General features: G+C 66.9%; 28 protein-coding genes. 7 read left to right on the forward strand and 21 right to left on the reverse strand.

What is annotated here, in order from left to right; translation table 11 throughout:
* Positions 1-49: 49 nt before the first annotated feature.
* From BLU81_RS35355 to BLU81_RS35385, 6 genes are all read right to left on the reverse strand, one after another.
* Positions 50-1,111 carry a hypothetical protein gene (locus BLU81_RS35355; protein ID WP_157751949.1) on the reverse strand — a complete coding sequence of 354 codons (1,062 nt, stop codon included), beginning with the start codon at positions 1,109-1,111 and terminating at the stop codon, positions 50-52.
* Between the two features lie 145 nt (positions 1,112-1,256).
* A complete protein-coding gene (locus BLU81_RS35360) occupies positions 1,257-1,613 on the reverse strand; it encodes a hypothetical protein (protein WP_092551373.1) in 357 nt (118 codons plus the stop codon).
* A gap of 60 nt (positions 1,614-1,673) precedes the next feature.
* The gene (locus BLU81_RS35365; protein WP_197686018.1) at positions 1,674-2,237 is read right to left on the reverse strand and encodes a DUF3427 domain-containing protein; all 564 of its coding nucleotides are present in this window, start codon (positions 2,235-2,237) and stop codon (positions 1,674-1,676) included.
* A gap of 261 nt (positions 2,238-2,498) precedes the next feature.
* On the reverse strand, positions 2,499-3,596 hold the full coding sequence (locus BLU81_RS35375) for an IS701 family transposase (RefSeq protein ID WP_092557431.1): 1,098 nt from the start codon (positions 3,594-3,596) through the stop codon (positions 2,499-2,501).
* Positions 3,597-3,664: 68 nt separating this feature from the next.
* Positions 3,665-6,151, reverse strand: a complete 2,487-nt coding sequence (locus BLU81_RS35380) for a DEAD/DEAH box helicase family protein (protein WP_197686019.1) — start codon at positions 6,149-6,151, stop codon at positions 3,665-3,667.
* Between the two features lie 91 nt (positions 6,152-6,242).
* Positions 6,243-7,112, reverse strand: coding sequence for a YDG/SRA domain-containing protein (locus BLU81_RS35385; RefSeq protein ID WP_092551379.1), 870 nt, complete (start codon positions 7,110-7,112; stop codon positions 6,243-6,245).
* A gap of 105 nt (positions 7,113-7,217) precedes the next feature.
* Between BLU81_RS35385 and BLU81_RS35390 the strand changes: the two genes are divergently transcribed.
* Positions 7,218-7,523 carry a hypothetical protein gene (locus tag BLU81_RS35390; RefSeq protein WP_157751950.1) on the forward strand — a complete coding sequence of 102 codons (306 nt, stop codon included), beginning with the start codon at positions 7,218-7,220 and terminating at the stop codon, positions 7,521-7,523.
* A 60-nt stretch (positions 7,524-7,583) separates the two neighbouring features.
* The gene (locus BLU81_RS35395) at positions 7,584-8,423 is read left to right on the forward strand and encodes a phosphoribosylaminoimidazolesuccinocarboxamide synthase (protein ID WP_231953657.1); all 840 of its coding nucleotides are present in this window, start codon (positions 7,584-7,586) and stop codon (positions 8,421-8,423) included.
* Here the strand turns inward: BLU81_RS35395 and BLU81_RS35400 are convergent.
* The 5 genes from BLU81_RS35400 to BLU81_RS35415 all read right to left on the reverse strand — a co-directional run bounded on the left by BLU81_RS35400 (position 8,401) and on the right by BLU81_RS35415 (position 10,360).
* Positions 8,401-8,736 (reverse strand): hypothetical protein, encoded by a 336-nt coding sequence (locus BLU81_RS35400; protein ID WP_092551388.1) that lies wholly within the window; start codon positions 8,734-8,736, stop codon positions 8,401-8,403. The two genes, BLU81_RS35395 and BLU81_RS35400, sit on opposite strands and share 23 nt — an antisense overlap.
* Before the next feature lie 7 nt (positions 8,737-8,743).
* Complete coding sequence (locus tag BLU81_RS35405; RefSeq protein WP_092551391.1) at positions 8,744-9,349, reverse strand: malonic semialdehyde reductase; 606 nt, start codon at positions 9,347-9,349, stop codon at positions 8,744-8,746.
* Positions 9,350-9,573: 224 nt separating this feature from the next.
* Positions 9,574-9,906: a winged helix-turn-helix transcriptional regulator gene (locus BLU81_RS35410; protein WP_092551394.1), complete on the reverse strand. Its 333-nt coding sequence runs from the start codon at positions 9,904-9,906 to the stop codon at positions 9,574-9,576.
* A complete protein-coding gene (locus tag BLU81_RS49335) occupies positions 9,903-10,079 on the reverse strand; it encodes a hypothetical protein (RefSeq protein WP_172890680.1) in 177 nt (58 codons plus the stop codon). Before BLU81_RS49335 ends, BLU81_RS35410 begins: the two co-directional genes overlap by 4 nt.
* Complete coding sequence (locus tag BLU81_RS35415; protein ID WP_231953658.1) at positions 10,076-10,360, reverse strand: hypothetical protein; 285 nt, start codon at positions 10,358-10,360, stop codon at positions 10,076-10,078. Before BLU81_RS35415 ends, BLU81_RS49335 begins: the two co-directional genes overlap by 4 nt.
* 327 nt (positions 10,361-10,687) lie before the next feature.
* Here BLU81_RS35415 and BLU81_RS35420 point away from each other — a divergent pair, with 327 nt between their 5' ends.
* The gene (locus tag BLU81_RS35420; RefSeq protein ID WP_092551400.1) at positions 10,688-11,578 is read left to right on the forward strand and encodes a helix-turn-helix domain-containing protein; all 891 of its coding nucleotides are present in this window, start codon (positions 10,688-10,690) and stop codon (positions 11,576-11,578) included.
* A gap of 340 nt (positions 11,579-11,918) precedes the next feature.
* Here the strand turns inward: BLU81_RS35420 and BLU81_RS35425 are convergent, their stop codons facing one another.
* Positions 11,919-12,155, reverse strand: coding sequence for a DUF397 domain-containing protein (locus BLU81_RS35425; protein ID WP_092551403.1), 237 nt, complete (start codon positions 12,153-12,155; stop codon positions 11,919-11,921).
* 264 nt (positions 12,156-12,419) lie between these two features.
* On the opposite strand from BLU81_RS35425, the gene BLU81_RS35430 reads away from it, so the two are divergent.
* Both BLU81_RS35430 and BLU81_RS35435 read left to right on the forward strand, forming a co-directional pair.
* Positions 12,420-12,662 (forward strand): hypothetical protein, encoded by a 243-nt coding sequence (locus BLU81_RS35430; RefSeq protein WP_092551406.1) that lies wholly within the window; start codon positions 12,420-12,422, stop codon positions 12,660-12,662.
* 61 nt (positions 12,663-12,723) lie between these two features.
* Positions 12,724-13,014, forward strand: a complete 291-nt coding sequence (locus BLU81_RS35435; RefSeq protein ID WP_231953659.1) for a hypothetical protein — start codon at positions 12,724-12,726, stop codon at positions 13,012-13,014.
* A gap of 325 nt (positions 13,015-13,339) precedes the next feature.
* Here BLU81_RS35435 and BLU81_RS35440 read toward each other — a convergent pair whose 3' ends face one another.
* The 4 genes from BLU81_RS35440 to BLU81_RS35455 form a co-directional block, all read right to left on the reverse strand.
* On the reverse strand, positions 13,340-14,161 hold the full coding sequence (locus BLU81_RS35440; RefSeq protein ID WP_092558089.1) for an SAM-dependent methyltransferase: 822 nt from the start codon (positions 14,159-14,161) through the stop codon (positions 13,340-13,342).
* 104 nt (positions 14,162-14,265) lie between these two features.
* Positions 14,266-15,840: a tetratricopeptide repeat-containing diguanylate cyclase gene (locus BLU81_RS35445; RefSeq protein WP_092551409.1), complete on the reverse strand. Its 1,575-nt coding sequence runs from the start codon at positions 15,838-15,840 to the stop codon at positions 14,266-14,268.
* Positions 15,841-15,983: 143 nt separating this feature from the next.
* On the reverse strand, positions 15,984-17,564 hold the full coding sequence (locus BLU81_RS35450) for an MDR family MFS transporter (protein WP_092551412.1): 1,581 nt from the start codon (positions 17,562-17,564) through the stop codon (positions 15,984-15,986).
* Positions 17,561-17,980 (reverse strand): MarR family winged helix-turn-helix transcriptional regulator, encoded by a 420-nt coding sequence (locus tag BLU81_RS35455; protein ID WP_092551414.1) that lies wholly within the window; start codon positions 17,978-17,980, stop codon positions 17,561-17,563. The genes BLU81_RS35450 and BLU81_RS35455 overlap by 4 nt, the downstream gene beginning before the upstream one ends.
* A 106-nt stretch (positions 17,981-18,086) precedes the next feature.
* Between BLU81_RS35455 and BLU81_RS35460 the strand changes: the two genes are divergently transcribed.
* On the forward strand, positions 18,087-18,695 hold the full coding sequence (locus BLU81_RS35460) for a TetR/AcrR family transcriptional regulator (protein WP_092551417.1): 609 nt from the start codon (positions 18,087-18,089) through the stop codon (positions 18,693-18,695).
* 33 nt (positions 18,696-18,728) lie between these two features.
* On the opposite strand, the gene BLU81_RS35465 is transcribed toward BLU81_RS35460, so the two are convergent.
* Positions 18,729-19,292 carry a TetR/AcrR family transcriptional regulator gene (locus tag BLU81_RS35465; protein WP_092558091.1) on the reverse strand — a complete coding sequence of 188 codons (564 nt, stop codon included), beginning with the start codon at positions 19,290-19,292 and terminating at the stop codon, positions 18,729-18,731.
* Between the two features lie 90 nt (positions 19,293-19,382).
* Between BLU81_RS35465 and BLU81_RS35470 the strand changes: the two genes are divergently transcribed.
* The gene (locus tag BLU81_RS35470) at positions 19,383-20,132 is read left to right on the forward strand and encodes a dienelactone hydrolase family protein (protein ID WP_092551420.1); all 750 of its coding nucleotides are present in this window, start codon (positions 19,383-19,385) and stop codon (positions 20,130-20,132) included.
* 10 nt (positions 20,133-20,142) lie between these two features.
* Here BLU81_RS35470 and BLU81_RS35475 read toward each other — a convergent pair whose 3' ends face one another.
* The 4 genes from BLU81_RS35475 to wecB are packed head-to-tail and all read right to left on the reverse strand — an operon-like array spanning position 20,143 to position 23,763.
* Complete coding sequence (locus BLU81_RS35475) at positions 20,143-20,565, reverse strand: VOC family protein (RefSeq protein WP_092558093.1); 423 nt, start codon at positions 20,563-20,565, stop codon at positions 20,143-20,145.
* Positions 20,566-20,603: 38 nt separating this feature from the next.
* Positions 20,604-20,966, reverse strand: coding sequence for a hypothetical protein (locus BLU81_RS35480; RefSeq protein WP_231953661.1), 363 nt, complete (start codon positions 20,964-20,966; stop codon positions 20,604-20,606).
* Positions 20,966-22,579, reverse strand: coding sequence for a DUF2334 domain-containing protein (locus tag BLU81_RS35485; protein ID WP_092551423.1), 1,614 nt, complete (start codon positions 22,577-22,579; stop codon positions 20,966-20,968). The genes BLU81_RS35480 and BLU81_RS35485 overlap by 1 nt, the downstream gene beginning before the upstream one ends.
* Entirely contained in the window at positions 22,579-23,763 is a 1,185-nt protein-coding gene (wecB, locus tag BLU81_RS35490; RefSeq protein WP_092551426.1) for a non-hydrolyzing UDP-N-acetylglucosamine 2-epimerase, read from the reverse strand. The genes BLU81_RS35485 and wecB overlap by 1 nt, the downstream gene beginning before the upstream one ends.
* Positions 23,764-23,770 lie beyond the last annotated feature (7 nt).

The raw sequence follows: 23,770 nt of genomic DNA on the forward strand, positions 1-23,770 counted from the left end.
GACGGGCCGGGCCGTGGCCGAAGCCAGGACCCGACCCTTCACCCGCCGATCAATAGAGGATCGTGCAGGTCGCGCAGTTGATGTTGACGGCTGGGCTGGTTCCCGACTGCATCGAGACGCCGGTGTCACGGCCGACGTTGCCGGCGTCGACGGTCCACAGGTCATTGGTGACGGCCGCGTTGAACGCGATCCCGAAGGTGCCGTCGGTCAGGCCGGTGACGACCGGGCTGGTGTTCGGGGCCACGCCGAGACCGGCAGCGACGTACCGGGAGTCGTACCCCGGATCCATCCGCCAGAGCATGCTGTCGCTGTTCCGCTTGTAGACGATCACGTAGCGCGAGCCGCCGGACTTGGCCGCGATACTCGGGCTGGTCCCCGGCGCCATCTTGATCCCGGTGTCGTGGCCGATGTCGTTCTCGTCGACGTACCAGAGGTTGCCGGTGCCGTAGGCCTGGAACGCGATCTCGAACTTGCCGCCGCCATCCGGCGAGGCCGCGACCAGCGGGCTGGTGCCGGGTGCCACGCCCAGACCGTTGGCCACGTAGGTCGGCGTGGAGCCCAGCCTCAGGCGATAGAGCGCGTTGTCCGAGCCCGTGTAGACGATCTGGATTCCATTCGACGTCGTGACGATCGACGGACTGGAGCCCGCGGCCATCTTGATCCCGGTGTCGTGGCCGGTGCTCTGGTTGCTGTACACGTACCAGAGGTTCCCGGTGCCGTAGGCCTGGAACGCGGTGACGACGTAGACGCCGTCGAGGGCCACGGCCGGGCGGGTGCCGACGGCCATGCCCAGTCCGTTGCCGAGCAACTTCGGCCCGGCCTCGGTGTTCCACTCCCACAGCGCGCCGTCGGTGTCCCGCTTGAACACGACGGTGCTGCCGTGGGAGACCTGCACACTCGCCGGGCTGCTGCCAGCCGCGACGGTCATGCCGGTGTCGTAGGGCACCTTGTCCGGCCCGAGGCGCCACAGGCGGTGCGTCGCGTTCTGGACGTAGTAGGAGTCGAAGACCGCGTCCGAGGCCGCGTGCGCCGGGCCCGTCACGACGGGGGCTAGGAGGACCCCCGCGCCGACCGCTCCGGCCATCGCGAGGCGTGCGAATGCTTTTCTCATGAGCGAAGCCTCGGACAGGCGGGCCCACCGGCACATCCGTGCCCGCTACGGGAACCCTCGGAGTCAGTGGTGACTACGGAGGCATCACCGCCGTTGACAGTGAGCCATAGCGACCGAGGCGCGGGGGTCGTCGCGGCACGGGTCCTCACGACCCGGATGAACGCAAAAGAAGACGGGATCCAAGCGAGATCATCGCGGTTCCCGCCGCCATCCCGACCAGAACAAGGATCATGCCGACGACCCACAGCCCCGAAGTGTCAGTCGAGGCAGCCGTGACGCTCCAGGCCGAGGTGAACGCCACAGTCATCGCAGCCGCCGCGGCAAGAGGCCGAGCACCCAGCCGAATCGCGAGGGCCAGGATCACGATCAGCGAAGCCCCACACCCGGCGACCTGCCAGGCCTCATAGGGTCCACTGCCGTCAGCCTGATATTCGTTATCCCAGCCCATCCAGCCGAACCAGCTCAAAGCCGAGAGAACCGCAACCGACAGCACACTCCTCATGCCTGGAGCGTACGACCCGGTCGCTCTCGCCCTCTTCCTGTTCTTCTCGCGCCGTCTGCGTTACGAGATGGCCGCAGCGAACTGTGCGTAGAGATCGCCTGACAGCGGAGTCTGCAGCCGCCAAGTCACTGCCATGGGCCGTTCGCCCTCGTGGCTGACGTAACTAGCCGGGCCGACAAACCAGAACGCGCGGTCTGTGGATCGAGCACGGACAAAGAGCAGGATCGACCGATTCATGGTGATGTGGTTCTGGTAGCGCCGTCCGGTTGGGCTGTTTTCTGTAGTGCCCGACTGGCTTTCCCAGTGGAACAGGTCTCGGCTGATCGCATAGTCGCGGTAGCGCGTTGTGGGCGAGAAGTCGCCGCTCGTCTTGTCCAGAGTGATGGCGAGGATGTCAGCCCCGATCTCCTTGGCGTCGTAGATTCCCTCTCGCCAAGGAGGCGTCTTCGCGTATGGCCCACCACCGATTGCCGCCATGATCTCAATTCGGGTGTATCGAGCGTGGATCTGCAACGAGATCCCGGGCAGCGCCTCTTGCTGAAGGTGGTCGGGGGCATCCCGAAGAACGTGTAGAAGCTCACCGAGCTCGGAACGGACCTGCGGGTGGGACCAGATCAGGCCCACGGCGGCTTCCTGGCTGTCCTCCTTCCCTAGGAGTTGAGAACCCAGCGACGCCGTGAGCATCCGAAGAAGCCGCCGGTTAGTACTGCTACGGCGGCTCGTAGCTTCCGAGCGTGCTGAGTCGTTTGCGGTAGTGGGCAGTTCGGGCGCGGTGGTTGCAACGTCGTCGGAAGTTCGACCAGGCCAAGGCATGCTTGGTGGTGTTCTTCGCGGTCAGGATCAGGACGGCGAGTAGGTGTCTGATCTCTTTGACGGTCAGTGGGATCAGGCCGTCCTGGCCGTGGTCGCCGGTGGTGCCCCCTTTTCGGCTTCGCGGGCGCGGGTGATGGTCAGGAACGCGGCGGCGGCCATGGACAGGGTGATGTGGGCGTACCAGGCGTCGTAGCGGCGGAACTGGTACTGGTCCATGCCGGCCTCGTTCTTCGCGATCTGGAACGATTCCTCGACCGCCCACCTCGCGCCCGCCGTGGCCACCAGCCTGCGCAGCCGGGTGCCGCGCGGGCCGAAGCACACGTAGTACGCCAGTTCGCCGCTGCTGATGCTGCGCCGGGCCAGCACCCAGCCACGCCGGCCATGCTCGAACTCGGTGCGGATCGGGACACTCGTCCAGTCGTAGACACGCGGGCCGTGGGCGCCGTCACCGCAGGACATCCGCCGCCAGGCCCCGGCCCGGACCTTGCCGATCAACGCGTCGACGCGGGTGGTGGTGTGCAGCCCGGACGCGACCTCATGATCCTTACGGGTGGCCAGCACATAGTGAATGTCCTGCTGTTCACACCATTCGCGCAGTGCCCGGTTCTGGCCGTACGCCTCGTCGCCGGTGAACCAGGCGAACGGCACCTTCGCGTCGACCGCACGTTCCAGCATGGACCTGGCCTGCTCGGGTTTGGTGGCGAACGGGACGTCGTCGCCGATGTGCGCACGCCGGCACCGGTCCCGGTCGTCGGTCCAGGACTTCGGCAGGTACAACTCCCGGTCGACGTGTGCCCGCCCATGCCGGGTGTGGTAGGTCAGGAACACCCCGAGCTGGCAGTTGTCGATCTTCCCGGTCGTTCCGGTGTACTGCCTTTGAACACCGGCCGATGATCTTCCCTTCTTGATGAAGCCGGTCTCGTCAGCGACCAGCACCCCGGCCTCATCGCCGATCGCCGCCACCAGCGCGGACCGCACCTCATCACGCAGCTTGTCCCGGTCCAGACACCGGCTGACCAGCAAACCCTGCATCTTGTCCGGCGTCGCGTCACCGGCATGCTCGGCCAGACTCCAGCCACTACGCCGCTCGATCGGCGCCATCAACCCCCGCAGATACTTCCACGCCTGCCACCGGACATCCGCCCGGCTGAACCAATGCGAAAACCCCAGGAAGAAATCCCAGAGGTCATCGTCCCAGCCGCCTACCTGTTCAGCCGTCACCACGCCCAGCAAACGATTCAGAACCACACGAAGTGGCGACCCGCCGTTGCAGTATTAGTTCCGGACAGCGCCTTCGGGTCTGGCTTCGCCTCAAGGAACTCGCGATACGAGTCAAGACGCTGGCGGTCGTCGAGGTGCTGGAGACGGCCAAGGGCTCGACGTAGCTCCCGCTCCTGGCTGCCGCTCTCGGCGACTGTCAGTCCAGCAGCCTTCCGAAGGTCAGACCAACACCGATTGTTGGCGTAGATGTCCCCAAGTTCCAGTCCTGTCTCGACGAGGTAGTCGGACAACGAAACGCTCGTACGAACCTGGCTAAGCGCTTCCAACTCTCGGACCCGCTCGGACCAGTAGCCGGGTACCGCGTCTCTGATGTTGCGCAGCACGATCTCGCGAGCCGTCTTCGTCAGTTCCATATGACAGCCGGCTGGCAGGAAGGGGAAGTCGCATTCAATCGCCCTCACTACCTCGGAACGGGTCCCACCGAGTAGGGCTCGATAGCGTTGATCGAAGCGAAACTCGCGGCGGTGGGTGCCGACAAAGTCGAGGACCGTGCAGACGGTTTTGCCCTTCTGTAGCCGAAGGCCGCGCCCTAGTTGCTGGAGGAACAGCGTGGGACTGTCGGTCGGTCGTAGGAAGAGCAACGTGTCGACGGCCGGCACGTCGACGCCCTCGTTGAAGAGGTCAACCGAGAAGACGACGTTGATATCGCCCTTGGCTAGCTGCTGAAGTGCGCTTTTGCGTTCGTTTTCGGGCGTGTCTCCCCAAACGGCTACCGCTTTGACGCCCAACTGTTGGAACTGCTCAGCCATGTACTGGGCATGTCCGATACTGACGCAGAAGCCAAGGCAGCGGATTTCGGAAATCTCGTCGACGTGCTGGACGAGCTGGTCGAGGACGAGTCGCATCCACCGTTCGTTACCGACATATGCCTCGGTCAGGCCAGCAGAGTCGTAGCCCTGCCCTCGGCGCCACGGGACCTCAGTCAGGTCGATCCCGTCGTGGATGCCGTAGTAGACGAAGGGTGCGAGTCGGTGCTGTTCGATGGCGTCCCAGAGCCGGAGCTCTGCAGCGATACGTCCATCGAACCACTCCAGGACGGAGAGCCCGTCAGCACGTTCTGGCGTTGCGGTCAGTCCAAGAAGCTCTTGAGGCTTCAATCGGTCCAGAATGGCCTGGTAGGAAGCGGCGCTAGCGTGGTGGAACTCATCGATGATGACTACGTCAAAATGATCCTCTGGCAGGTTCTTGGCGCCGTAGCTGTTGAGCGCTTGCACCGACGCGAAGACGTGTTCGTAGTCGGCGGGCCGCTTGCCGCCTACCCAAAACTCACCGAAGGACGGATCCCGGACGGCTTGCCTAAACGTTTCCATGCTCTGATCCAGGATTTCCCGGCGGTGAGCGATGAAGAGCAGACGTGCCCGAGGTAGTCGTTGCCGCAGGCGGGTGTAGTCGACCGCAGCCATGACGGTCTTGCCGGTGCCTGTTGCTGAAACGAGAAGGTTGTGGTGCCGGCCGTTCTGACGCGCGACCTCGATCAGTTCCAGGAGCCGCTCTTGAAACGGCTCGAGCCGGATCTCGAGGGGACTCAGCGTCGATCGGGTTCGCCCATCACGGTTGTTCGCCCTCGCGAGTTCCTCGCGGAACTCGTCCTCGAGGTAGGGGACAAAGTCGCCGCTCTGCCAGTACGACTCGAAAACAGCCGAAATTTTCACCATGACGTCCGGGTTGCGGGCCGCGGCAACCCGGACGTTCCACTCCATGCCGTCGATTTGTGCCGAATGTGTCAGGTTGGAGGACCCGACATAAGCCGTATTCAATCCTGATCTGCGATGAAACAGCCACGCTTTGGCATGCAGCCGAGCTGTCGTCACGTCATAGGAGACGCGTACATCCGCCCCTATCTCGGCAAGAAGATTAAGAGCTTCAGCCTCGGTCGAACCGGTGTAGGTCGTAGTCAGAACGCGAAGTGATTTTCCCGCGCCGCAGTGCTTCCGAAGTGCTGGCAGGAGACGGCGAAGGCCGCTGCGTCGGATGAATGCCATGACCACGTCGATCGAATCAGCTGAGTCGATCTCGCTGGGAATCTGGTGCCCGATCCGAGGTTCGCCGGGCGCGTTGCTCAAGAGGGTGGTGTCGATCAGCGGAGTCAGCGGCTGCTGCGGAAACCGGGCCGTACCACCCAGGTCGAAAGAGCCGATCGCCGCGAGCGCCCGCCCTGGCTCGGCGGGCTTCTCGACAGTGGAACCAGTGCCCGGTATGTGTTCGTGCAGGGTGTCGAGGAGTGCGTGAGCCACTCGAACGCCGACGTCTACCCGAAGCTTTTCCGGAACCGAGTCGAGAGCTCGCTCGATCTGGCGAGCCAGCAGCCGAGCAATTCGATCGGAGGCATCAGCCGGTCGTAGCTCCTGGATCTTGACAAGCTCAGGGTCAATCTCCAAGGTTCGAGCCGAGAGGGCTTCGGTCAAGATGTGGTCGTACAACCCAGCGATCAACTCATCAGACACCAAGTCAGTCTGCCTGTTCAGGGGGCGGGACCTGGCCGAGACGACCGCCCGCTGCTCTTTTGTTCAGCAGGGCGATCGGTGCCTGCCGGCTCTACAGGGCGTGGTGCGCTCGGTGGTAAGCCAGTTGAGCAGCATCGACAGGATGTCTCGGATGGCGACGAAGCTCGCCGACCGCTTGCCTATTCACGCTGGTACGCACGGTCCAGTCGGCGTCGATATAGATCGTGCCGGTGTCAAACATGACGTGGTGGTTGGGGCACAGGCAGAGGACATTGCTCATCACGTCGGGCCCATCGTGCGGCCTACCCAGGGCCCGGATGTGAGCCGCTTCGGCGTAAAGGCCGCCCGGGGTGTCGATGCGGAGGCCGCACGCCTGGCATTCGTAGTCGTGCAGTTTCTTGACCTGACGTGCAACAGCGGTACTTCGAACAAGTCGCTGGATAGTTGTCGACATACGATCTACGGCTGTCTGAGGGAGTTCGGCTTCGTCGTCTGAGGGGACGCTGGATTCGCCATGAGCGGTCAGATGAAAGCGCCACACACGAAAGCCGTCGCGGCCCGTGTCGTGCCAGAAATTCGTAACCCGAAAGAGGCCGTCGTAGCGTAGGCCATGAGCCGGTGAGTGCTGTCGATCGCCGCCCGATCCCCGGACAACTCGGACAAGATAGCCTTCCATCTGACTACGAGCCAGCCCGGCATTGCCGAGAGTGAGTTCCTGATGGGCAATCTGTTTGCCGGTATTAGGGTCTCGTCCGCCCTGTCCGGTGTAGATCAACTCGTCGCCGTCATCCTCGTCGTCGACATATCCGCCTGAGACGACGATAGATTCTGCGCCGTCCTGCCCACCGCAGATGCCAGCCTGTCGCGGTCGGTGAACCCCGGACTCGGCGAGGTCGACACGGTTAACAAATGTTGATCCGGATGGGTAGCCGACGATCTCTCCGTACGTGCGTTCAGGCATGGAAGGATCGAACCCGAAAGGGCTATAGTCTTATGCCTAGTCCTATCTGGAGTCGGCAATTGATGTAGGAAGCATTAGGAGATTGGCTAGGTGGAGAGGTGTTCGGTGGGGAAGCGTTCCGGAGATCTGGAAGCCTTGAGTGAATTGCTGCGCATCATCCGCCGGCGTGTCCCGGACGTGGTTGCAGCAACGTTTGAGACGAGCGATCAGGACTATGTCGGATTCGTCCTCACGGGGGTAGAGCTTCGAACCCAGGATGATGCGGTGCAGTTCGATCCCGAGGGCTTGGATGCGCTGGCCGAGGAGACATGGCCGTTGACCTCGGCGATCGGGTGGGACGGTGTCATGGGCGAAGACAAGTACGGCCACGCCAGGGTCAGTCTTGCGTCCGGCGAAGGCTCCTGGACGTAGTGCGACTCGCGGTTCGATAGCGTGAAAGAGCACGCTGCCTGCCACCATCGAGGGGAACACGTGGAGCTTCTGCACTCCGGCAAGGTTCGGGACGTCTATGCCGATGGGGATGACCTTGTGCTGGTCACCTCTGACCGGATCTCGATCTATGACGTCATCCTGCCTACGCCGATCCCGGACAAAGGGAAGATCCTCACCCAGCTGTCGCTCTGGTGGTTTGAGCAGCTCAGTGACGTCATCCCCAACCACGTCATCTCCGCCACCGACGTGCCGGACGAGTTCTCCGGGCGGGCCATCCGGTGTGAGCGGCTCGACATGGTCATGGTCGAGTGCATTGCCCGGGGCTACCTGGCCGGGTCGGGGCTCAAGGACTACGGGCGGGACGGGGCCGTCTCCGGGAATCCGCTGCCGCCGGGGCTGATCGAGGCCTCGCAGCTTCCGGAGCCGATCTTTACGCCCAGCACCAAGGAGCCTGTTGGCGGTGGGCATGATGAGCCGATCGACTTCGCGCAGACCGTCGAGCGGGTCGGCCCGGAGCTGGCTGAGGAGTTGCGGCGGGTGACGCTGGAGGTCTACCGGCGGGGGTCGGAGATCGCGGCTGCCAAGGGCATCATCATCGCCGACACCAAGATCGAGGTGGGGCACTCCAAGGACGGCACCCTCAAGCTGGGCGACGAGGTGCTCACCCCGGACTCGTCACGCTTCTGGGGGGCCGACGAGTGGAAGCCGGGCAGTGTTCCCCGCTACCTGGACAAGCAGTTCCTGCGGGACTGGTCGGGGCAGCTCGCCGACTGGGATCGGACTGACCCGGGGCCGGAGATTCCGGACGAGGTCGTCGAGGCGACCCGGAACCGGTACGTCGAGGTTTACGAGCGGCTCACCGGAGAGCGCTGGCGCTGACCGCGGAGCCGGCGGCCGGGTCAAAAACGGCAGGACGGCCAGAGGCGGCGGTACGGGTGGGAGCAGCAGTGGTGCGCGAAGTCATCCACTGCTGCCTCTTGCGGAGCAGGTGGCTGCCGTAGCCGCCGACCAGGACCGCCCCGATCAAGCCGGGCCAGCCGCCGAAGACTACGAGGATCGGTGCGATTGTCCACAGTGCTACCGCGACGATCGCCCAGCGCGGTGCGGGAGTGCTGAAGAGGCGCATGACGAGCGCGTACCCCGATCCGTACGGCAGAAAACAGCCCGGCGGGAATCCGCCGGGCTGTTTCATGAATGGTTCAGGCCCACTGGACGGTGGTCTTCGGGGACAGGCGGGGGAGGCGGTCGCGCCAGGCGGTTTCGCCGGGGTGGCCCAGGTTGACCACGGCAAGCGACTGGTACCGGCCGTCAGCGAAGAACTCGGCGTCCACCGCGGCCTTGTCGAAACCGGTCATCGGGCCGGCGACCAGGCCGACGGCTCGGGCCGCGATGATGAAATAGCCCATCTGCAGTGCGGCGCTGAACGTGCCGTTCGTGAGGCGCAGCGGCTCGTTCGACTCGTAGAAGTCCTTCAAGCCGGGGTTGTGCGGGAAGACCTCGGGTGCGAACTCGTGGAACTCCGTGTCGAGGGCCAGAACGGCGACCGCCGGCGCGCTCGCTGACTTGGCGCGGTTGCCTTCGGCCAGGTGCGGGATCAGGCGCTGCTTGCCTTCGGCGGTGCGGACGTAGAGGACTCGCAGCGGCTGGGTGTTCGCCGCGGTCGGCGGCCACTTGGCGAGGTTCCAGATTTCGGCGAGTTCCTCGTCGGTGACCGGCGTCGGGGCGAATGAGGAAGCGGTCCGGGCCTCGGTGAACAGCAGCGCACGGCCGGCAACAGACAGGCCCGCTTCAGAAAGAGTATCCACTTCTAAAAAGCTAGCGGCTCGCCGCCGGAAAGCCGAAGCCTTGGGCGGTGAAGTCGATCACCGGCCAGGAGGGAGGAGCGGAGGCGGCCAGAGGAGGCGCGGAGACGGTCGGAGATCAGCGAGGCGCGGTAAGCAGGAGGCGAGGAGGCGGCCGATGCCCAGCGCGGTGCGCCACAGGCGCGAGGTAAGGCGGGGAGATAATGAGAGGGCGCGAGGGGGCGGGGCTAGGCGGAGAGATGGTCCTCGGCCCACACGGCGATCTGGTCCAAGGCCGGCATCAAGGCCCGCCCCGCAGGCGCTAGCGCATAAGAGACCGAAACCGGCGGCCCATCCTCGACCGTGCGGACGATCAGCTCGGCTGCTACCAGGGAGGACAGGCGGTTCGACAGGACCGAGTCGCTGATGCCGTCGATGGCGCGGGAGAGATCGCGGAAACCGCTCGGCCCGTGATGGAGCTTGCCGAGGATTGCGGCGTTCCACCGGCGGCCGAGGAATTCGAAAGCCTTGGACAGGGCGGCGTCACGACGTGCGCACGAGTGGCTGTCCAGCACGGTCATGCAGTCGAATCTACCCGCACGTGGTCGATCAGCGGCTGACAGGCGGCGCAGCGCATGTGCTCGCCGCAGGTGGCGCACCAGTCGCTGGTGCGCCGTAGCCACCAACCCAAGCCGACACCGGCGACGAGACTGAGCATGCCGATGATGGCTGAGAAGGTGACCGCGCCGGTCATCGCCGTGGCATCCGGCGCATCAGTTTGACGGCGCGGTCGTCGAGAGCGTCGCTGTCGGCCCGTGACGTCACATAGGGGGCGGTGAAGGTGTCCACGCCCGTCCCCGAGTGCTGCACCTGCCGGTAAGTGACGGTGACCGCCCGGGGGGAGGAGGCCTCGATGACCCCGGCGCGCCAGCCGTCTCGGTAGACCCACACCGGGTCCGACGGCCGGTAGCTCTCCGCCGGTGCGACGTCGGCCGGATCGCGATGCGGCGGGGTCACGGTCGGCGTCGAAGCCATCAGATTCAGCATGGACAAGCTCCCAAGGTCTTGCGGACTTTGGCTAACGATCTATGGGCAACGAGCACAACCGGCTGAGCGGCCGAAGATTTCGGCACGCTGTGTTAGCGGTTGGTACGTGTCTGTCAGCTATCATGCTCGTCATCAAGTGCGTTCGCAAGGCCGGATGCACGTGCATCCGCAACGAACGGGCAGATTCGGAAGCGAGCGCCGCCGGATCGGAAGTGGCCGGCGGGCAGATCGACGGCTGGTTTCGCGGTTGACGATCTCCGCCTTAGGATGCGTAAGGCTGCGCCGAGCAGTCACACAGCGGCGACAAGGAGTCAGGTGAGCGCGGGTTCGCAGGAGGAGGCGCCGGGCGGCGGCCCCACCGTGCTGCGCATTCTGCTCGGCTCTCAGCTTCGTAAGCTGCGGGAGTCGAAAGGGATCACTCGGGAGGCGGCCGGTTACGAGATCCGCGCCTCCGGATCCAAGATCAGCCGGATCGAGCTCGGCCGCGTCAGCTTCAAGGAGCGCGACGTCACCGACCTCCTGACGATGTATGGAGTGAGCGACTCCGCCGAGCGCGACGCCTTGATCGGCCTCGCCCGTCAGGCCAACAGCCCGGGCTGGTGGCAGCACTTCGGCGACGTCCTTCCCAACTGGTTCCAGGCGTACCTGGGTCTCGAGGCGGCCGCCTCGCTGATCCGGACCTACGAGATCCAGTTCGTCCCGGGTCTGCTGCAGACCCCGGACTACGCACGCGCTGTCGTCATGCTCGGCCACGCCGGGGCCAGCTCGGACGAGATCACCCGCCGGGTCGACGTGCGCCTGCAACGCCAGCAGATCCTCACCCGCGCGGGCGGCCCGCAACTGTGGGCGGTCATCGACGAGGCGGTGCTGCGCCGGCCGATCGGCGGGGTGGACGTCATGCGGGCCCAGATCGAGGCGCTCATCGAGGCGTCCAAGCTGCCCAGCGTGCGCCTGCAGATCATCCCGTTCCAGACGGGCGGGCACGCCGCAGCCGGCGGGCCGTTCGCGATCCTGCGCTTTCCGGAGCCGGAGCTACCCGACGTCGTCTATGTCGAGCAGCTCACCAGTGCCATCTACCTGGACAAGCGCGAGGACGTCGACCATTACGCGATGGCGATGGAGCGCGTCTGCATCGACGCCGAGGCGCCGAACGACACCCACGAGATCCTCGGCAAGCTGCTCAACGAGGTCGGGAACCCGGGCTGATCAGGCCGGACCGGCCAGTCCAGCGCGAGAGATTCCCCAAACAAGCTTGCTGGGGTACGAGGAACAAGAGCTAGCTGCGGTACGCCGGAAAGCACTCGAGTGACCGGCCTTACCGTAACGCCCTCGACTGTCCACAACCCTCGGAGATTGTGGACAGTCGGCCACTGTGGAGAAACGGCCACCCGAACAGTGGCGCCTGATATGTGAGTGGTCCGGCCGTAGGGTCGGTACCCGGGCTTCGCGTGCCACGGGGTTGTTCCCCGTACCGCCGCCGAAGTCGCGTCGGGACGGGGTGACCGTGAGTGAAAGGCCGCACGGCCGGACCGGTTGTGCCTGAAAGTCAGGCGATGAGGTTGTCGAAGTCTCCGTCGCGGACGCCACCGAGGAACGCCTCGATCTCGGCCCGGTTGTAGATCAGTGCCGCACCCTCGGGATCCCGGGAGTTACGCACGGCGACGTCGCCGTTGGGCAGGACGGCGCATTCGACGCAGTTGCCGCTCGGGTTGCTCCGGCGGCTCTTCTGCCAGGTCACTCCCGGCAGTTCGCCGGCAGGCATGCCGTTGACCACGTAGGCCATTCCAAGCTCCCTAGATTTGCCCCGGATCGCCCATCGGTCCGGGATTGGTGGTGATCTCCGCGTGCCTAATCGGGCGGGGATGCAAATGCACGTGCATCTGGCCTTGCGTAGTCACGGGATTCTGAGCATGATAACGCACGTACTACTCACTTTGGGGGTCACTGAGGGTGACATCTTTAGGTGATGGGTCGGTCGCGGAGCGACAGTCTGCGGCCTCGACGCGAGGCTCCCTGGCGGGGGCGTCCTTAGCGAGAGGTGACGAGTATGTCGGTCCCGAACTTCGGCCCCGAGCGCCCCGAAACGGGTGGCCCCAACGCGGTCGAGAGTCCACGTTGGGGTAACTCACTGGTCTATCGTGACGAGCCCGACGAGGTGTTCGCGGCTTCCACCCGGGCCACCATGGTGAGTCACCGGTTCGGCGGAGTCAGGTATGCGTTGAGCCGGCCCGGCGGGACGACCGCCCGGAAGCCGCCTGCCGAGGAGGATGAGTCCGACGCGCGTGACTGAGGTCGTCCGTTGTCACAGCCGGCAGCGGCATGCCGCATTTCCCCAGCCCAGGGCCCCGCACTTGCGCGACAGTCGTCTGCGGCAGAGCGGTCCGGCCTGGCCGGTGTGCGAGTTCGACGAAGCGGACTACTGCTACGGCGTCGGCCCGATCCGCTTCCGTCTGGAGCGCGTCAACTGGTCGCAGCCCATCCCGCACGAGGGTGACACGTGGCTCGGCGTGCGCGGCGTGGTCGTCGACGGTTCCGGTCGAGAGGGCGCCGTCCGCGAGATGCTGGTCCGCGCGTCTCGGATCCCGGTCCCGCCCGCCATCCGGCGCCCCCGCATGAGGGTGTTGCGAAGCACCCCCGTCTGACACCGGGTGGGCGGCGCGGTCCCCCGTGCTGAGCCGCCCACCCGGCCCCCCAACGCTGCCAAGCCGCAGTAAGCCCCGCACCCTAAAGTTGGCACGCCAGGTCGACGGGACCGACGTGTGGTGAGTTGCGGTGCGCTCCGCGCCTCAAGTTGGCACGGTAAGGCCGTGGGACCGACGTGTGGTGAGTTGCGGTGCGCTCCGCGCCTCAAGTTGGCACGGTAAGGCCGTGGGACCGACGTGTGGTGAGCTGCGGTGCGCTCCGCGCCTTAGGTTGGCACGCCATGTCGGCGAGACCGACGTGTGGTGGTCTGCGGCGGGGGCGGGGCTAAGGCTTTCGGGCTACGCCGGACCAGTAGTAGGCCGCCTCTGGGTCTTCGACCTTGGTGTCCGGGCGCCACGCGGAGACCGGGGTGATGCCGGGTTCCAGGAGTTCCCAGTCGCCGAAGAAGCGGGTCACCGCCTCCCGGGTGCGGGCGACCAGTGTCATCCCGGCTCCGGTGGCGGCCTCGACGGCCGCGCCGACCTCGGTGGGGTTGAAATCCGCGGTCGGGTGGGTGATGGCCAGGCAACTGCCGGACGGTAGGGCGTCGCGCAGCTCGTCGACCAGCGACCACGGGTCGTCGGCGTCGGCGATCAGCATGAGGATGGCGATCAGGGTGAGCCCGACCGGCCGCTGGAGATCGAGGGTCTCGCGCAGTGCCGGGTGGGTCAGGATGCTGCGGGGGTTGCGGAGGTCGGCGGCGATGTACTCACTACGGCCGGCCGGGTTGCTGATCATCAGTGCGCGGGCGTGGACCAGCACGATCGGGTCGTTGTCCACATAGACCACACGGGCCGACGGCTCGTGCTGCTGGGCGATCTCGTGCAGGTTGGGCCGGGTGGGGATGCCGGTGCCGATGTCCAGGAACTGGTGGATCTTCTCTTTCTGCACCAGGTCGCGGGCGACGCGGTGGACGAACTTCCGGTTCTCCCCGGCCATGTAACGCATCCCGGGGATGGCCTGGATCATGGCTTCGCCGACGGCCCGGTCGACGGCGAAGTTGTCCTTGCCGCCGAGCCAGTAATCGTAGATGCGGGCGGAGTGTGGCACGTTGATGTTGACTCCGGGCGGTGCGACTTCAGTGGGTGTGGAAAAACCCTCTGCCACGACCGTCTCCTCGCGTTCGACCACACAGCCAACGACCCGGTCCAGATTAGCCGCAATGATTGACCGGCTTCACCCCCGGAGTGCGTTTTTCGGGCGGACGACTGTCACGCTGCCGAGGCGTAACCCCTGGAGGCGGCCGAGACGACACGATCGCGTCCGGCGTGCTTGGCGGCGTAAAGGTAACTGTCCGCAATGGACAGCAGGGTCGGCTGAGTGGCGCCGGAGACGTCGGAGCGTGCGGCGATACCGATACTCACGGTGACGGGTAGGCCGCGGGTGAGGTCGCGCCAGTCGTAGTCACGCACGCTGCGGCGGATGCCGTCGAGCAGCGCGGTGGCCCGGCCCGGTGTGGTGCCGGGGAGCACGATCAGGAACTCCTCCCCACCCATCCGGGCGGCGAAGCCGGCGGGGCAGGCGGTGGCCGCCCCCTCGGTGAGGAGACCGGCGACCCGGATCAGCACCTGGTCGCCGACGCTGTGCGAGAGCCGGTCGTTGACCTGTTTGAAGTGGTCCAGGTCGACGAGGGCGATGGTCAGCGCCGGGTCGGTCTCGATCAGGCCGGGCAGGATCTCGTCGACGAACCGGCGGTTGTGCAGGCCGGTGAGCGGGTCGCGGCGGGCCTGCTCGCGGAACCGCTCGGCCTCCTGCCGGGCCTCGACCGTCTCGAACATCGCCTGCCGGGTCCGGGTCCGCGCTTCGCGCTGGAGCGAATGCAGGTTCTGGTACGCCGTGAAGAAGGTCTTGTGCATGGCGAACGCCTCGGCGAACTCGCCCCGGGCGGCGTGCAGCTCGGACTGCTCCTGGTGCAGGCGGACCAGCATGTCCAGCAGGTGCCGGTCGACGCAGAGGTCCCGGCACTCGTCGAGGTTCTGCTGGGCCAGGTCGTGGGCTCCGCGCCCGCGCTGGGCCTGGGCGAGGGTGATCAGGTAGCCCGCCAGTGCATCGGCCCGATCGTGCTGGCCCTCGCTGTGCCGCTCGATGCAGAGCCGCATGGTGGCCTCGGCCTCGGCGTAGTTGCCGTTACCGACCTGGATGGAGCCGATGGTGTCCAGATAATCCGGTTCGAGGAGCACGTTCCACTCGGCGGCGAGGCGCTGGAGCCGGCCGGCCACCTCTTCGGCGCGCTCGGTCTCACCGGAGTCGAACTCGGCGAACGCCTGGTTGTTGAGCATGCAGAGCAGGGCCAGCGAATCGGACCCGACGGCCAGTTCCTCGGCCTGGGCGTAACGGATCCGGGCCGCGTCCATCGAGCCGGCTGCCCAGAAGGCGTCGGCGAGTTTGGTGCGGTGCCAGATGTGCATGTGATCGGTCGCGTCGTCGTCGAGCAGCTCGACCGAGAGCAGCGCATGCTCCAGGCCCTGCTCGGCGTCGCCGAGGTGCTGGTGGATGTAGGACCAGAGGACGTGCATCCGGGCCAGCAGGACCCGGGCGTCATTGGCCACCGCCCACTCGTGGACCTGCCAGATCTGCTCGGTGGCGGCGGCGATGTCACCGTCGCGCATCCGCATGTTGGCTTGGCAGAGCCGTGCTCGTGCGATCAGCAGCGGATCGCCCAGAGCCTGAGCGGCCTGCTCCAGCAGGATCGCCCGGGCCAGTTCGGCACGGGCGTCCCAGGAGCGCTGATCCTCGATGTCGAGCAGGGCAGCCGAGAGCGTGTCGGCGTCGATCGGCAACTCCATCAACCGCCTCCCTCTCCGAGTGCGTGCTTTCCCTCAGTGAGTCATCGGCACTCGGGTACCGATGTTGAGGGAAACTCACTCGGACTCCCGAGGTTAGCGCTGAGTGAGCGCTCAACCCCAGGGAGTGCGGAGTGACGTCCGACCTAGTCGACCGCGACCTTCGCCACTGAAGGATCGGAGGCCGGCGGCGTGAGGTCGACGGTCGACCGCAACTGCGTCGGCTTCATCGCGACCGCCGCGATCACACCGATCACCGCGACACCGGCCGAGATGAGGAAGATGTGCCCGGTGGCGTCGCCGTACGCGATCCGGACCACGTGCTGGATCGCCTCCGGCAGGGCGCTCAGGTTGAGGCTGCCGCTGCTGGAGGCGGCACTGGCCGGCACCCCCATCGCGGTGAGCTGCTCGGTCATTGAGGTGGCGACGCGCCGGGCGAGGACCGCGCCGAGCACCGAGACGCCGATCGTGCCGCCGAGCGACCGGAAGAACGCGATCGTGGCGCTGGCCGCGCCGATGTCCCGGAGCGAGACGGTGTTCTGCACGGCGAGGACCAGGTTCTGCATCGACATGCCGACGCCGACGCCGACGACGGCCATGCTCACGCCGATGTACCAGAGCGAGGTGTCGTGGTCGAGGAAGGAGAGCCCGGCGAACCCGGCGACCAGCAGGATCGTGCCGGCCACCACGTACGGCTTGATCTTTCCGCTCTTGGTGATCGCCCGGCCGGCCAGGGTCGAGGAGACCAGTACGCCGCCCATCATCGGGATCATCAGCAGGCCGGCCTGGGTCGGGCTGTAACCGCGGCCGATCTGGAAGTACTGCCCGAGGAAGACCGAGCCGCCGAACATCGCCATGCCGACCGCGAGGCTGCCGAGGATCGCGAGGGCGGTGGTGCGCTGCCGGACGATCGGCAGCGGGACGACCGGCTCGGCGACCCGCGACTCGACCCAGACGGCGAGGGCGAGCAGCACCAGGCCGCTGCCGACCATGGCGAACGTCTGCCAGGAGAGCCAGGTGAATGCGTCGTCCACGAAGGAGACCCAGATCAGGATGACGCTGACGCCGGCCGCGATCAGTGACGCGCCCAGGTAGTCGATCTTCACGTTGTCACGGCGCAGGACCGGCAGGTGCAGGGTCTTCTGCAGCACGAACAGGGCGATCACCGCGAACGGGGCGCCGATGAAGAAGCACCAGCGCCAGCCGAGCGCGTCGGTGTCGACGATGAGACCGCCGAGCAGCGGGCCGCCGACCGTGGCGAGAGCCATCACGCCACCTAGGTAACCGTTGTAGCGGCCGCGCTCCCGGGGCGGGATCATCGCGGCGATGGCGACCTGCACCAGCGCCTGCACACCACCCATGCCGAGGCCCTGGAAGGCGCGGGCGGCGATGAGCTGCTCGGTGTTCTGGGTGAAGCCGGCGATCAGCGAACCCAGGATGAAGATGATGATCGAGGCCTGGACCAGGATCTTCTTGCTGTAGAGGTCGGCCAGCTTGCCCCAGATCGGGGTGGACGCGGTGGCGGTCAGCAGGGTGGCGGTGACCACCCAGGTGTACTGAGTCTGGGTGCCGTCCAGGTCGCCGATGATCTTCGGCAGGGCGGTGGAGACGATCGTGGAGCTGGCCATCGCCACGAAGAGCACCAGCAGGAGGCCGGAGAGCGCCTCCATGATCTGGCGATGGGTCATCGGGCTGTCGTCAGCCCGATCGAGTACGGGTGCGCTCATCGGGCGACCTCTTCCTGAGTGATCACGTCGTGGGCCATGCGGCTCAGCGAGGTGGTGAGGGCGTCGATCTCCTCGGGTGTCCAGTCGCGCAGTGCCGCCGCGATCCGGGCCTCGTAGAAGGTCTGTGTCTGGTTGAGGAGGGCGTGACCGGATTCGGTCACGTGCAGGGTGCTGGCGCGGCCGTCGAACGGGTCGGCGGTGCGCTCGACGAGACCGTCCCGGACCAGGGCGGAGACTGCCCGGCTGATCGTCGACGGGTCGAGTGCGTGCTCGCTGGCCAGCTCTTTCATGTGACAGCCGGTCGACTCGCGGCGGCGGATCGCGACCAGGACGCCGATCGGCGCCGCCACCGGATGCCGTTGTTTGAGCAGGCGGACCGCTCGGATGGCGTCGTGCATCGCCTCCATCAGGCTCATGACCGCCTCCCTCGTAATGCTTGCTGCATACAACTATCTTCCTGAACTTGCCTGTTGTGCAAGTTTGCTCATTGGGAACTCAGTCACACGCCGGTAGGCTCAACTCATGAGTGCGGCGACCGAGCAGGGCCTTCGCGAGCGGAAAAAGGCGGCGACCCGTCAGGCCCTGCACGAGGCGGCGCTGCGCCTGGCCCTCGAGAACGGCCCGGACCAGGTCACCGTCGAGGCCGTGGCCGACGAGGCGGGCGTCTCCCGGCGGACCTTCTCCAACTACTTCGCCAATAAGGAGGAGGCGTTCTTCTACGGCGACCGGCGGCGGATGAGGCTCCTCGCCGACCTGGTGCGGGACCGTCCGGCCGACGAGCCGCCGTGGACGGCGCTGACCGAGGCGGCCCGGGAGTTCTACGCCCAGCGCGGTGACCTCGATCCGGAGTGGGTCGCCCGAGGCCGGCTGATGCGCCGCCACCCGGCACTGGCCGCGGCGCATGTGCAGACCTTCACCGCGACCGAGCACGAGCTGAGCGCCGAGGTCGCGGCCCGCCTCAAAGATCAAGACCGATTCGGCGTACGGGCGAAGCTGCTCGCCGCCACCTTCCTGGCCGTGCTCCGGACGTCACTGACGGTCTGGCTGGAGCATCCGTCCGAGATCCGGTTCTGGGATCTGGCCAGCTCAGCTCTGGCCGAAGCGGGGCAGGGCCTGAGCGGGCTGAGGTGAGAACGCGCGGCTTCCGTCGTACCCAAGCGGGGGTTAGAAGGTTTTTGTCCCTAGACCGCCGATGACGAGAGCCAGCTGGCGGCGCCAGGCCTGGGGGTCATTGGAGTGCTGGGCCACGCCGGCGTTCGCCATCATCAGCAGGGTGATGTCGTGGCGGGTGAAGTCGGGGCGTAGCCGGCCGGCCCGCTGGGCGCGGGTGCAGACGTCCAGGGCCCGCTGCCGGGCGGCACCACGCAGGGCGGCGATCCGTTCGTCGTCGTCGAAGGCCGAGGTGACGAGCAGTTCGGCGAGGCCGCGGTCGGTGGCCTGGAGTTCGCAGACCCGGGTGAGGTAGCCGACAAAACCGGCCCACGGATCGGAGTGTTCCAGGGCCTGGTCGGCGAGGTGCACGGCGGCGGTCAGATGACCGGCGAACACCGCGGCGATCAGATGCCGGCGGCTGGGGAAGCGGCGGTAGAGAGTGGCGTTGCCGACACCGGCCCGGCGGGCGATCTCGTCCAGGGAGGCGTCCAGACCCTGCTCGGCGAAGACCTCGCGTGCCGCGGTGAGCAGGGCCGCACGATTGCGGAGGGCGTCCGCACGCAGCCGGGTGGCCATGCGCCACAGGATACGACGTTCCAGCGGAATCACAGAGATCGAATGCTACGGTCCGCTGGATCGTCGCCAAACCGTGCAGGAGATGCGTTAATGCCGCAATACGAGATCGAGGTGCCAGCCGCGGACGGGGTGGCGGAGGCCTTCTTCGTCACGCCGGAGGGTCCGGGGCCGTTTCCGTCGGTGCTGATGTTCATGGATGCGTTCGGTCTGCGGCCCCGGCTCCGGGAGATGGCGGCACGGATCGCCGGTCACGGGTTCGCCGTCCTGGTGCCGAACCTGTTCTACCGCAGTGTCACCGGCCTGCTCGTCACGCCGGACGACCTGGCCGACGAGGAGAAGCGGGGCGCCGCGTTCGGCCGGATCATGCCGATGATGCAGGAGCTGACCGCGGACCGGATCACCGCGGACGCCGCCGCCTACCTGGACTTCCTGGCCGGGCGAGACGAGGTCACCGGCTCACCGGCCGGGATCGTGGGCTACTGCATGGGTGGCCGGAACGCGTTGATCGTGGCGTCGGCGCTGCCGAACCGGTTCGCGGCACTCGCGAGTTTCCACGCCGGGCAGGTGGTCACCGACGGACCGGACAGCCCGCACCTGGGCGCGCCGGCGATCACCGCCGAGGTCTATTTCGGACACGCCGACAACGATCCGTCGATGACGCCGGAGCAGATCGCCGCGCTGGAGGTGACTCTCGCGGAGTCCGGGGTCCAGTACACGTCCGAGCTCTACGAGGATGCCCCGCACGGCTTCACGATGACCGACACGGCGATGTACCACGAAGCCGGTGAGAAACGGCACTGGGAGGTGCTGATCCCGTTCTTCACCCGGACCCTCGGCTGAGGCCGGACCCTCAGCTGACGCAGAACTCGTTGCCCTCGGGGTCGGCCATGGTGAACCACGCCTGTGGCCCCTGACGGCCCTCCCAGAGGAAGGTGGCGCCGCGCGCGGTCAGCTTGTCGCGCTCGGCGCCCCGGTTCGCTTCGCCGGCCCGGATGTCGACGTGCACCCGGTTCTTCACCGTCTTGGCGGCCTCGTCGAACTGGAACAGCATCCGCCGGCCGTTGTCCGGGTGCACGATCGCGGCGCCGGTCCGCCACACCAGCTTCCCCCGATGGTGGGCGGTCTGGTCGTCGGTGGCGAAACCCTTGGCGACCATCTCCTTGATGAACGCCTCGTCCTGCGGTTCCACGTCCCAGCCCAGGGTCTCCGCCCACCAGTCGGCGAGCACGTGCGGGTCGGTGCAGTCCACGGTGACCTGGAAGTCGTATGCCATGAACCGCACGCTACCCACGATTGCGGACAGCAACCGGCCTAATTGGCGTACAGGCCTGGGAAGTAGCGGTCGACCGCTGTCACGTCGTACACATGCCGCACTTCGTTGATCCGATGGTTCTCGACCCCGAGGAACTCGACCAGGCGGGCCGTGCCGAACGGGCCCACCAGGTCGTAGATCAGCGCGGAACCGTCCACCGCGTCGGTCCGGGACACCACCGTGACGGTGTCGGTGAACGCGGCGATCCGGTGCAGGACCTGCAGCAACTCCTCGTCGTCGACCGGCGCGTCGAAGTTCCACTCGATCTCCACGTCCGGCGTGAGCAGCCGGCGCGCCCCGGTCAGGTCGTCGCTGGTCCACGACCTGACCCAGAACCCGACCACGTCCATCGGGTCGCTCATCAGCCGTTCAGCATCGATTCGGCGCTCACGAACGAGTAGCCGGCTTTGACGATGCCCGCGACCAGTTCCTTGAGGTAGTCGGTGCCCAGGTAGTGGTGGTAGAAGCAGCTGGCCACACCGTCGCGGACGACCAGGTTGCGCTCGGCGCTGGCGATCACGTCGGACGGCAGCCGTACCGGGTGCGTGTTGTAGGCCGTCGGCTCCACGTTGCCGATGTTCTCCGGGATCACTGCCGAACCGTAGACGTCGCGGACCGCGTACGGGAAGAACTGCCCGAACTGGCGGGTGTAGTCGTACTTGCCGCCGGTCAGCACACCCGGGAAGTAGAGGCCCCGGTCGTACCGCTTGCCGAAGAGGTTGTGCACCGCCTGGTAGTCGGCCGGGCTGGCTGCGTAGTGCGGGAACTCGAAGATTTTCGGCGAACCCAGCCCGGTGGCCAGGAACAGCGCGCCGGAGGTGATCATCCGGGAGGTGGCCCAGGCAATCGAGTCCTCCTTCACCGGGCCGTCGTAGATCACCCGATCGGCGTCGTCGACGTGCGCGGTGAAGAACTCGAAGTCGTTGCCGCTGGTGCCGTCGTACGGGTTGTTCACCGCGCCGTACTGGTGGGTGTAGCCATGCATCAGCAGCGTGCCGCCCTTGGCCTGCATGTACTTCAGCGCGGCCACCACCAGCGGCTTCTTCGCCAGCGTGTAGTCCTCGGCCACCCCGCTGTTGTTGACACCCTTCGGGTCCCGGTAACGGGGGTAGACGGCAACGCTGAACGGCACCTTCACCGACGACAGGTAGTCGGCGATCGCCCGCAGGTCGTCCGGGTCGGCGTCCGGGCCGACGTCCTCGATCCGGATCAGGGCCCGGTGCCGCTCGGCCGTGTTCGGGCCCAGCGCGTCGAAGAGCAGGTCCGCGAAGATCAGGTAACGGTCGTCGTGGGTGACGTAGGAGAACGGGATCTCGCTGACGTAGGTCAGGTTCCCGGACCGGACCGCCCAGGGCAGCGTGGTGCCGTCGGCCCGGGTCGCGACCGCCAGCGTGCTGACCTTCGCCGGGTCGGTGACCGACAGGTTCATCAGGCCGGACTTGTTGTCGTCGCTGCGGGTCAGGCCGCGGCCCTTGTAGGTGACCCCGGCGACGTCGGCGAAATCGTAGAGGCCGCTGGTGAAGCCGTACTTCGCGGCGAAGCCATCCACCTTGGAGAGCTGCCAGACGTTGTCCCGGACCCAGATCACCGGCTTGGTGGAGGCGATCACGTCGGCCAGGAAGGCGGCCGGCAGCGGCTCGTCGTAGGTCGAGCCCAGGTAGATCACGGCGGTGTAGTTCTTCAGGTCGCCGGACTTGTACCCGGCCACCGGCGCTGCCGTCCACGAGCCGAAGTGCGAGCTGAGGTTCGCGGTCTGGGTGGCGTAGACCTCGCCCAGCCAGCCGTAGTCGCCGGTGGTGTCGTAGAGGACGAGAGCTTTCGCCGTACCGCCACCGGGGGCTGCCTTGCCGGTCTTGGCCGTGGCGACCGCGACCGCGGCGTCCGCCTCCATCGCGTTGAAACCGACCGCGGCGACCGCGGCGGCGGCCGCACCTGCGGCGAGGACACTACGACGGGAGATGATCGAGGTACGCATCAGGCAACGGCTCCGGTGATGGCGGCGGACGGGGCGACGGGCATGGCCTCGGGGGGTGAGGCGAGACCCAGGAGGGCGGCGGTGGCCTGGGCGGTGCGCTGGGCGGCGAGACCATCGCCGTACGGGTTGCCGCCGGCCGTCATCGAGTCACGGAGCTCCCGGCTGTCGAGCAGCACTGACGCCTCCGCGACGATCAGCGCGGTGTCCGAGCCGACCAGCTTGGCGCAGCCCGCGTGCAACGACTCGACCCGCTCGGTCACGTCCCGCAGCACCAGCGCCGGCACCCCGAACGACGGTGCCTCCTCCTGGATGCCGCCCGAGTCGGTGAGCACCAGGTAGGCCTCGGAGAGCAGCCGGGACAGGTCCGGGTAGGGCAGCGGGTCGGTGACCGTCACCCGCTCGACCCCGGCCAGCGCGGCCTCCACCTGCTCGCGGACCGCCGGGTTCGGGTGGCTCGGCAGGATCACGTCGATGTCGTCGTACCGGGCGATCAGCTCCCGGACCGCGGTCAGGATCCGGTCCAGCGGCTCGCCCCACGACTCGCGGCGGTGCGCGGTGACCAGGACCAGGCGGTTCGTGCCGGCTGCCCGGGCGGCGGCCACGGCCGGGTTCTCGAACGGCAGCTTCCGGCCGGCCACCATCACCGTCGCGTCGACCACGGTGTTGCCGGTGATCAGCACGTCGCTCGCCGGGATCCGCTCGTCCAGCAGGTTCATCGCGGCCAGCGGCGTCGGCGCCAGGTGCAGGGCGGCGACCTGGGCGACCAGGCGGCGGTTGCCCTCTTCCGGGAACGGCGACTCCAGGTCGCCGGAGCGCAGACCGGCCTCCAGGTGCACGACCGGGATCCGGCGCCAGAACGCGGCCAGGGCCCCGGCCAGGCTGGTGGTGGTGTCACCCTGCACGATCACGGCGGCCGGGGTACGCACCGACCACAGCTCGTCCAGCTCCCGGATCATCGCGGTGAGCAGCTCGGCCTGGCCGCCGTCGGTCCGTTCGACCTGCAGGGTGATGTCCGGTACGAGACCGAACGCGGCGAGCGCCTGGGTGACCATCGTGGGGTGCTGGCCGCTGGCGAGCATGATCGGCTCCAGCAGCCCGGCCTCCCGCATGGCGAGGACGACGGGGGCGAGCTTGACGGCCTCGGGACGGGTACCGCCGACCAGGTGGACTTCACGACGAGACATGGGGGGA

This window comes from Actinoplanes derwentensis (assembly GCF_900104725.1).
Taxonomy (GTDB): Bacteria; Actinomycetota; Actinomycetes; order Mycobacteriales; family Micromonosporaceae; genus Actinoplanes; species Actinoplanes derwentensis.

What these genes read in the sequence shown, in the direction of transcription:
- BLU81_RS35360 (WP_092551373.1), bottom strand. Translation starts at nt 1,613, where the DNA reads ATGAGGAGTGTGCTGTCGGTTGCGGTTCTCTCGGCTTTGAGCTGGTTC.
- BLU81_RS35430 (WP_092551406.1), top strand. Translation starts at nt 12,420, where the DNA reads ATGTCGGTCCCGAACTTCGGCCCCGAGCGCCCCGAAACGGGTGGCCCC.
- BLU81_RS35485 (WP_092551423.1), bottom strand. Translation starts at nt 22,579, where the DNA reads ATGCGTACCTCGATCATCTCCCGTCGTAGTGTCCTCGCCGCAGGTGCG.
- BLU81_RS35475 (WP_092558093.1), bottom strand. Translation starts at nt 20,565, where the DNA reads ATGGCATACGACTTCCAGGTCACCGTGGACTGCACCGACCCGCACGTG.
- BLU81_RS49335 (WP_172890680.1), bottom strand. Translation starts at nt 10,079, where the DNA reads ATGACCGGCGCGGTCACCTTCTCAGCCATCATCGGCATGCTCAGTCTC.
- BLU81_RS35415 (WP_231953658.1), bottom strand. Translation starts at nt 10,360, where the DNA reads ATGGCTTCGACGCCGACCGTGACCCCGCCGCATCGCGATCCGGCCGAC.
- BLU81_RS35425 (WP_092551403.1), bottom strand. Translation starts at nt 12,155, where the DNA reads ATGGCCTACGTGGTCAACGGCATGCCTGCCGGCGAACTGCCGGGAGTG.
- BLU81_RS35450 (WP_092551412.1), bottom strand. Translation starts at nt 17,564, where the DNA reads ATGAGCGCACCCGTACTCGATCGGGCTGACGACAGCCCGATGACCCAT.
- wecB (WP_092551426.1), bottom strand. Translation starts at nt 23,763, where the DNA reads ATGTCTCGTCGTGAAGTCCACCTGGTCGGCGGTACCCGTCCCGAGGCC.
- BLU81_RS35445 (WP_092551409.1), bottom strand. Translation starts at nt 15,840, where the DNA reads ATGGAGTTGCCGATCGACGCCGACACGCTCTCGGCTGCCCTGCTCGAC.
- BLU81_RS35355 (WP_157751949.1), bottom strand. Translation starts at nt 1,111, where the DNA reads ATGAGAAAAGCATTCGCACGCCTCGCGATGGCCGGAGCGGTCGGCGCG.
- BLU81_RS35460 (WP_092551417.1), top strand. Translation starts at nt 18,087, where the DNA reads ATGAGTGCGGCGACCGAGCAGGGCCTTCGCGAGCGGAAAAAGGCGGCG.
- BLU81_RS35470 (WP_092551420.1), top strand. Translation starts at nt 19,383, where the DNA reads ATGCCGCAATACGAGATCGAGGTGCCAGCCGCGGACGGGGTGGCGGAG.
- BLU81_RS35410 (WP_092551394.1), bottom strand. Translation starts at nt 9,906, where the DNA reads ATGACCGTGCTGGACAGCCACTCGTGCGCACGTCGTGACGCCGCCCTG.
- BLU81_RS35400 (WP_092551388.1), bottom strand. Translation starts at nt 8,736, where the DNA reads ATGAAACAGCCCGGCGGATTCCCGCCGGGCTGTTTTCTGCCGTACGGA.
- BLU81_RS35455 (WP_092551414.1), bottom strand. Translation starts at nt 17,980, where the DNA reads ATGAGCCTGATGGAGGCGATGCACGACGCCATCCGAGCGGTCCGCCTG.
- BLU81_RS35465 (WP_092558091.1), bottom strand. Translation starts at nt 19,292, where the DNA reads ATGGCCACCCGGCTGCGTGCGGACGCCCTCCGCAATCGTGCGGCCCTG.
- BLU81_RS35480 (WP_231953661.1), bottom strand. Translation starts at nt 20,966, where the DNA reads ATGAGCGACCCGATGGACGTGGTCGGGTTCTGGGTCAGGTCGTGGACC.
- BLU81_RS35385 (WP_092551379.1), bottom strand. Translation starts at nt 7,112, where the DNA reads ATGCCTGAACGCACGTACGGAGAGATCGTCGGCTACCCATCCGGATCA.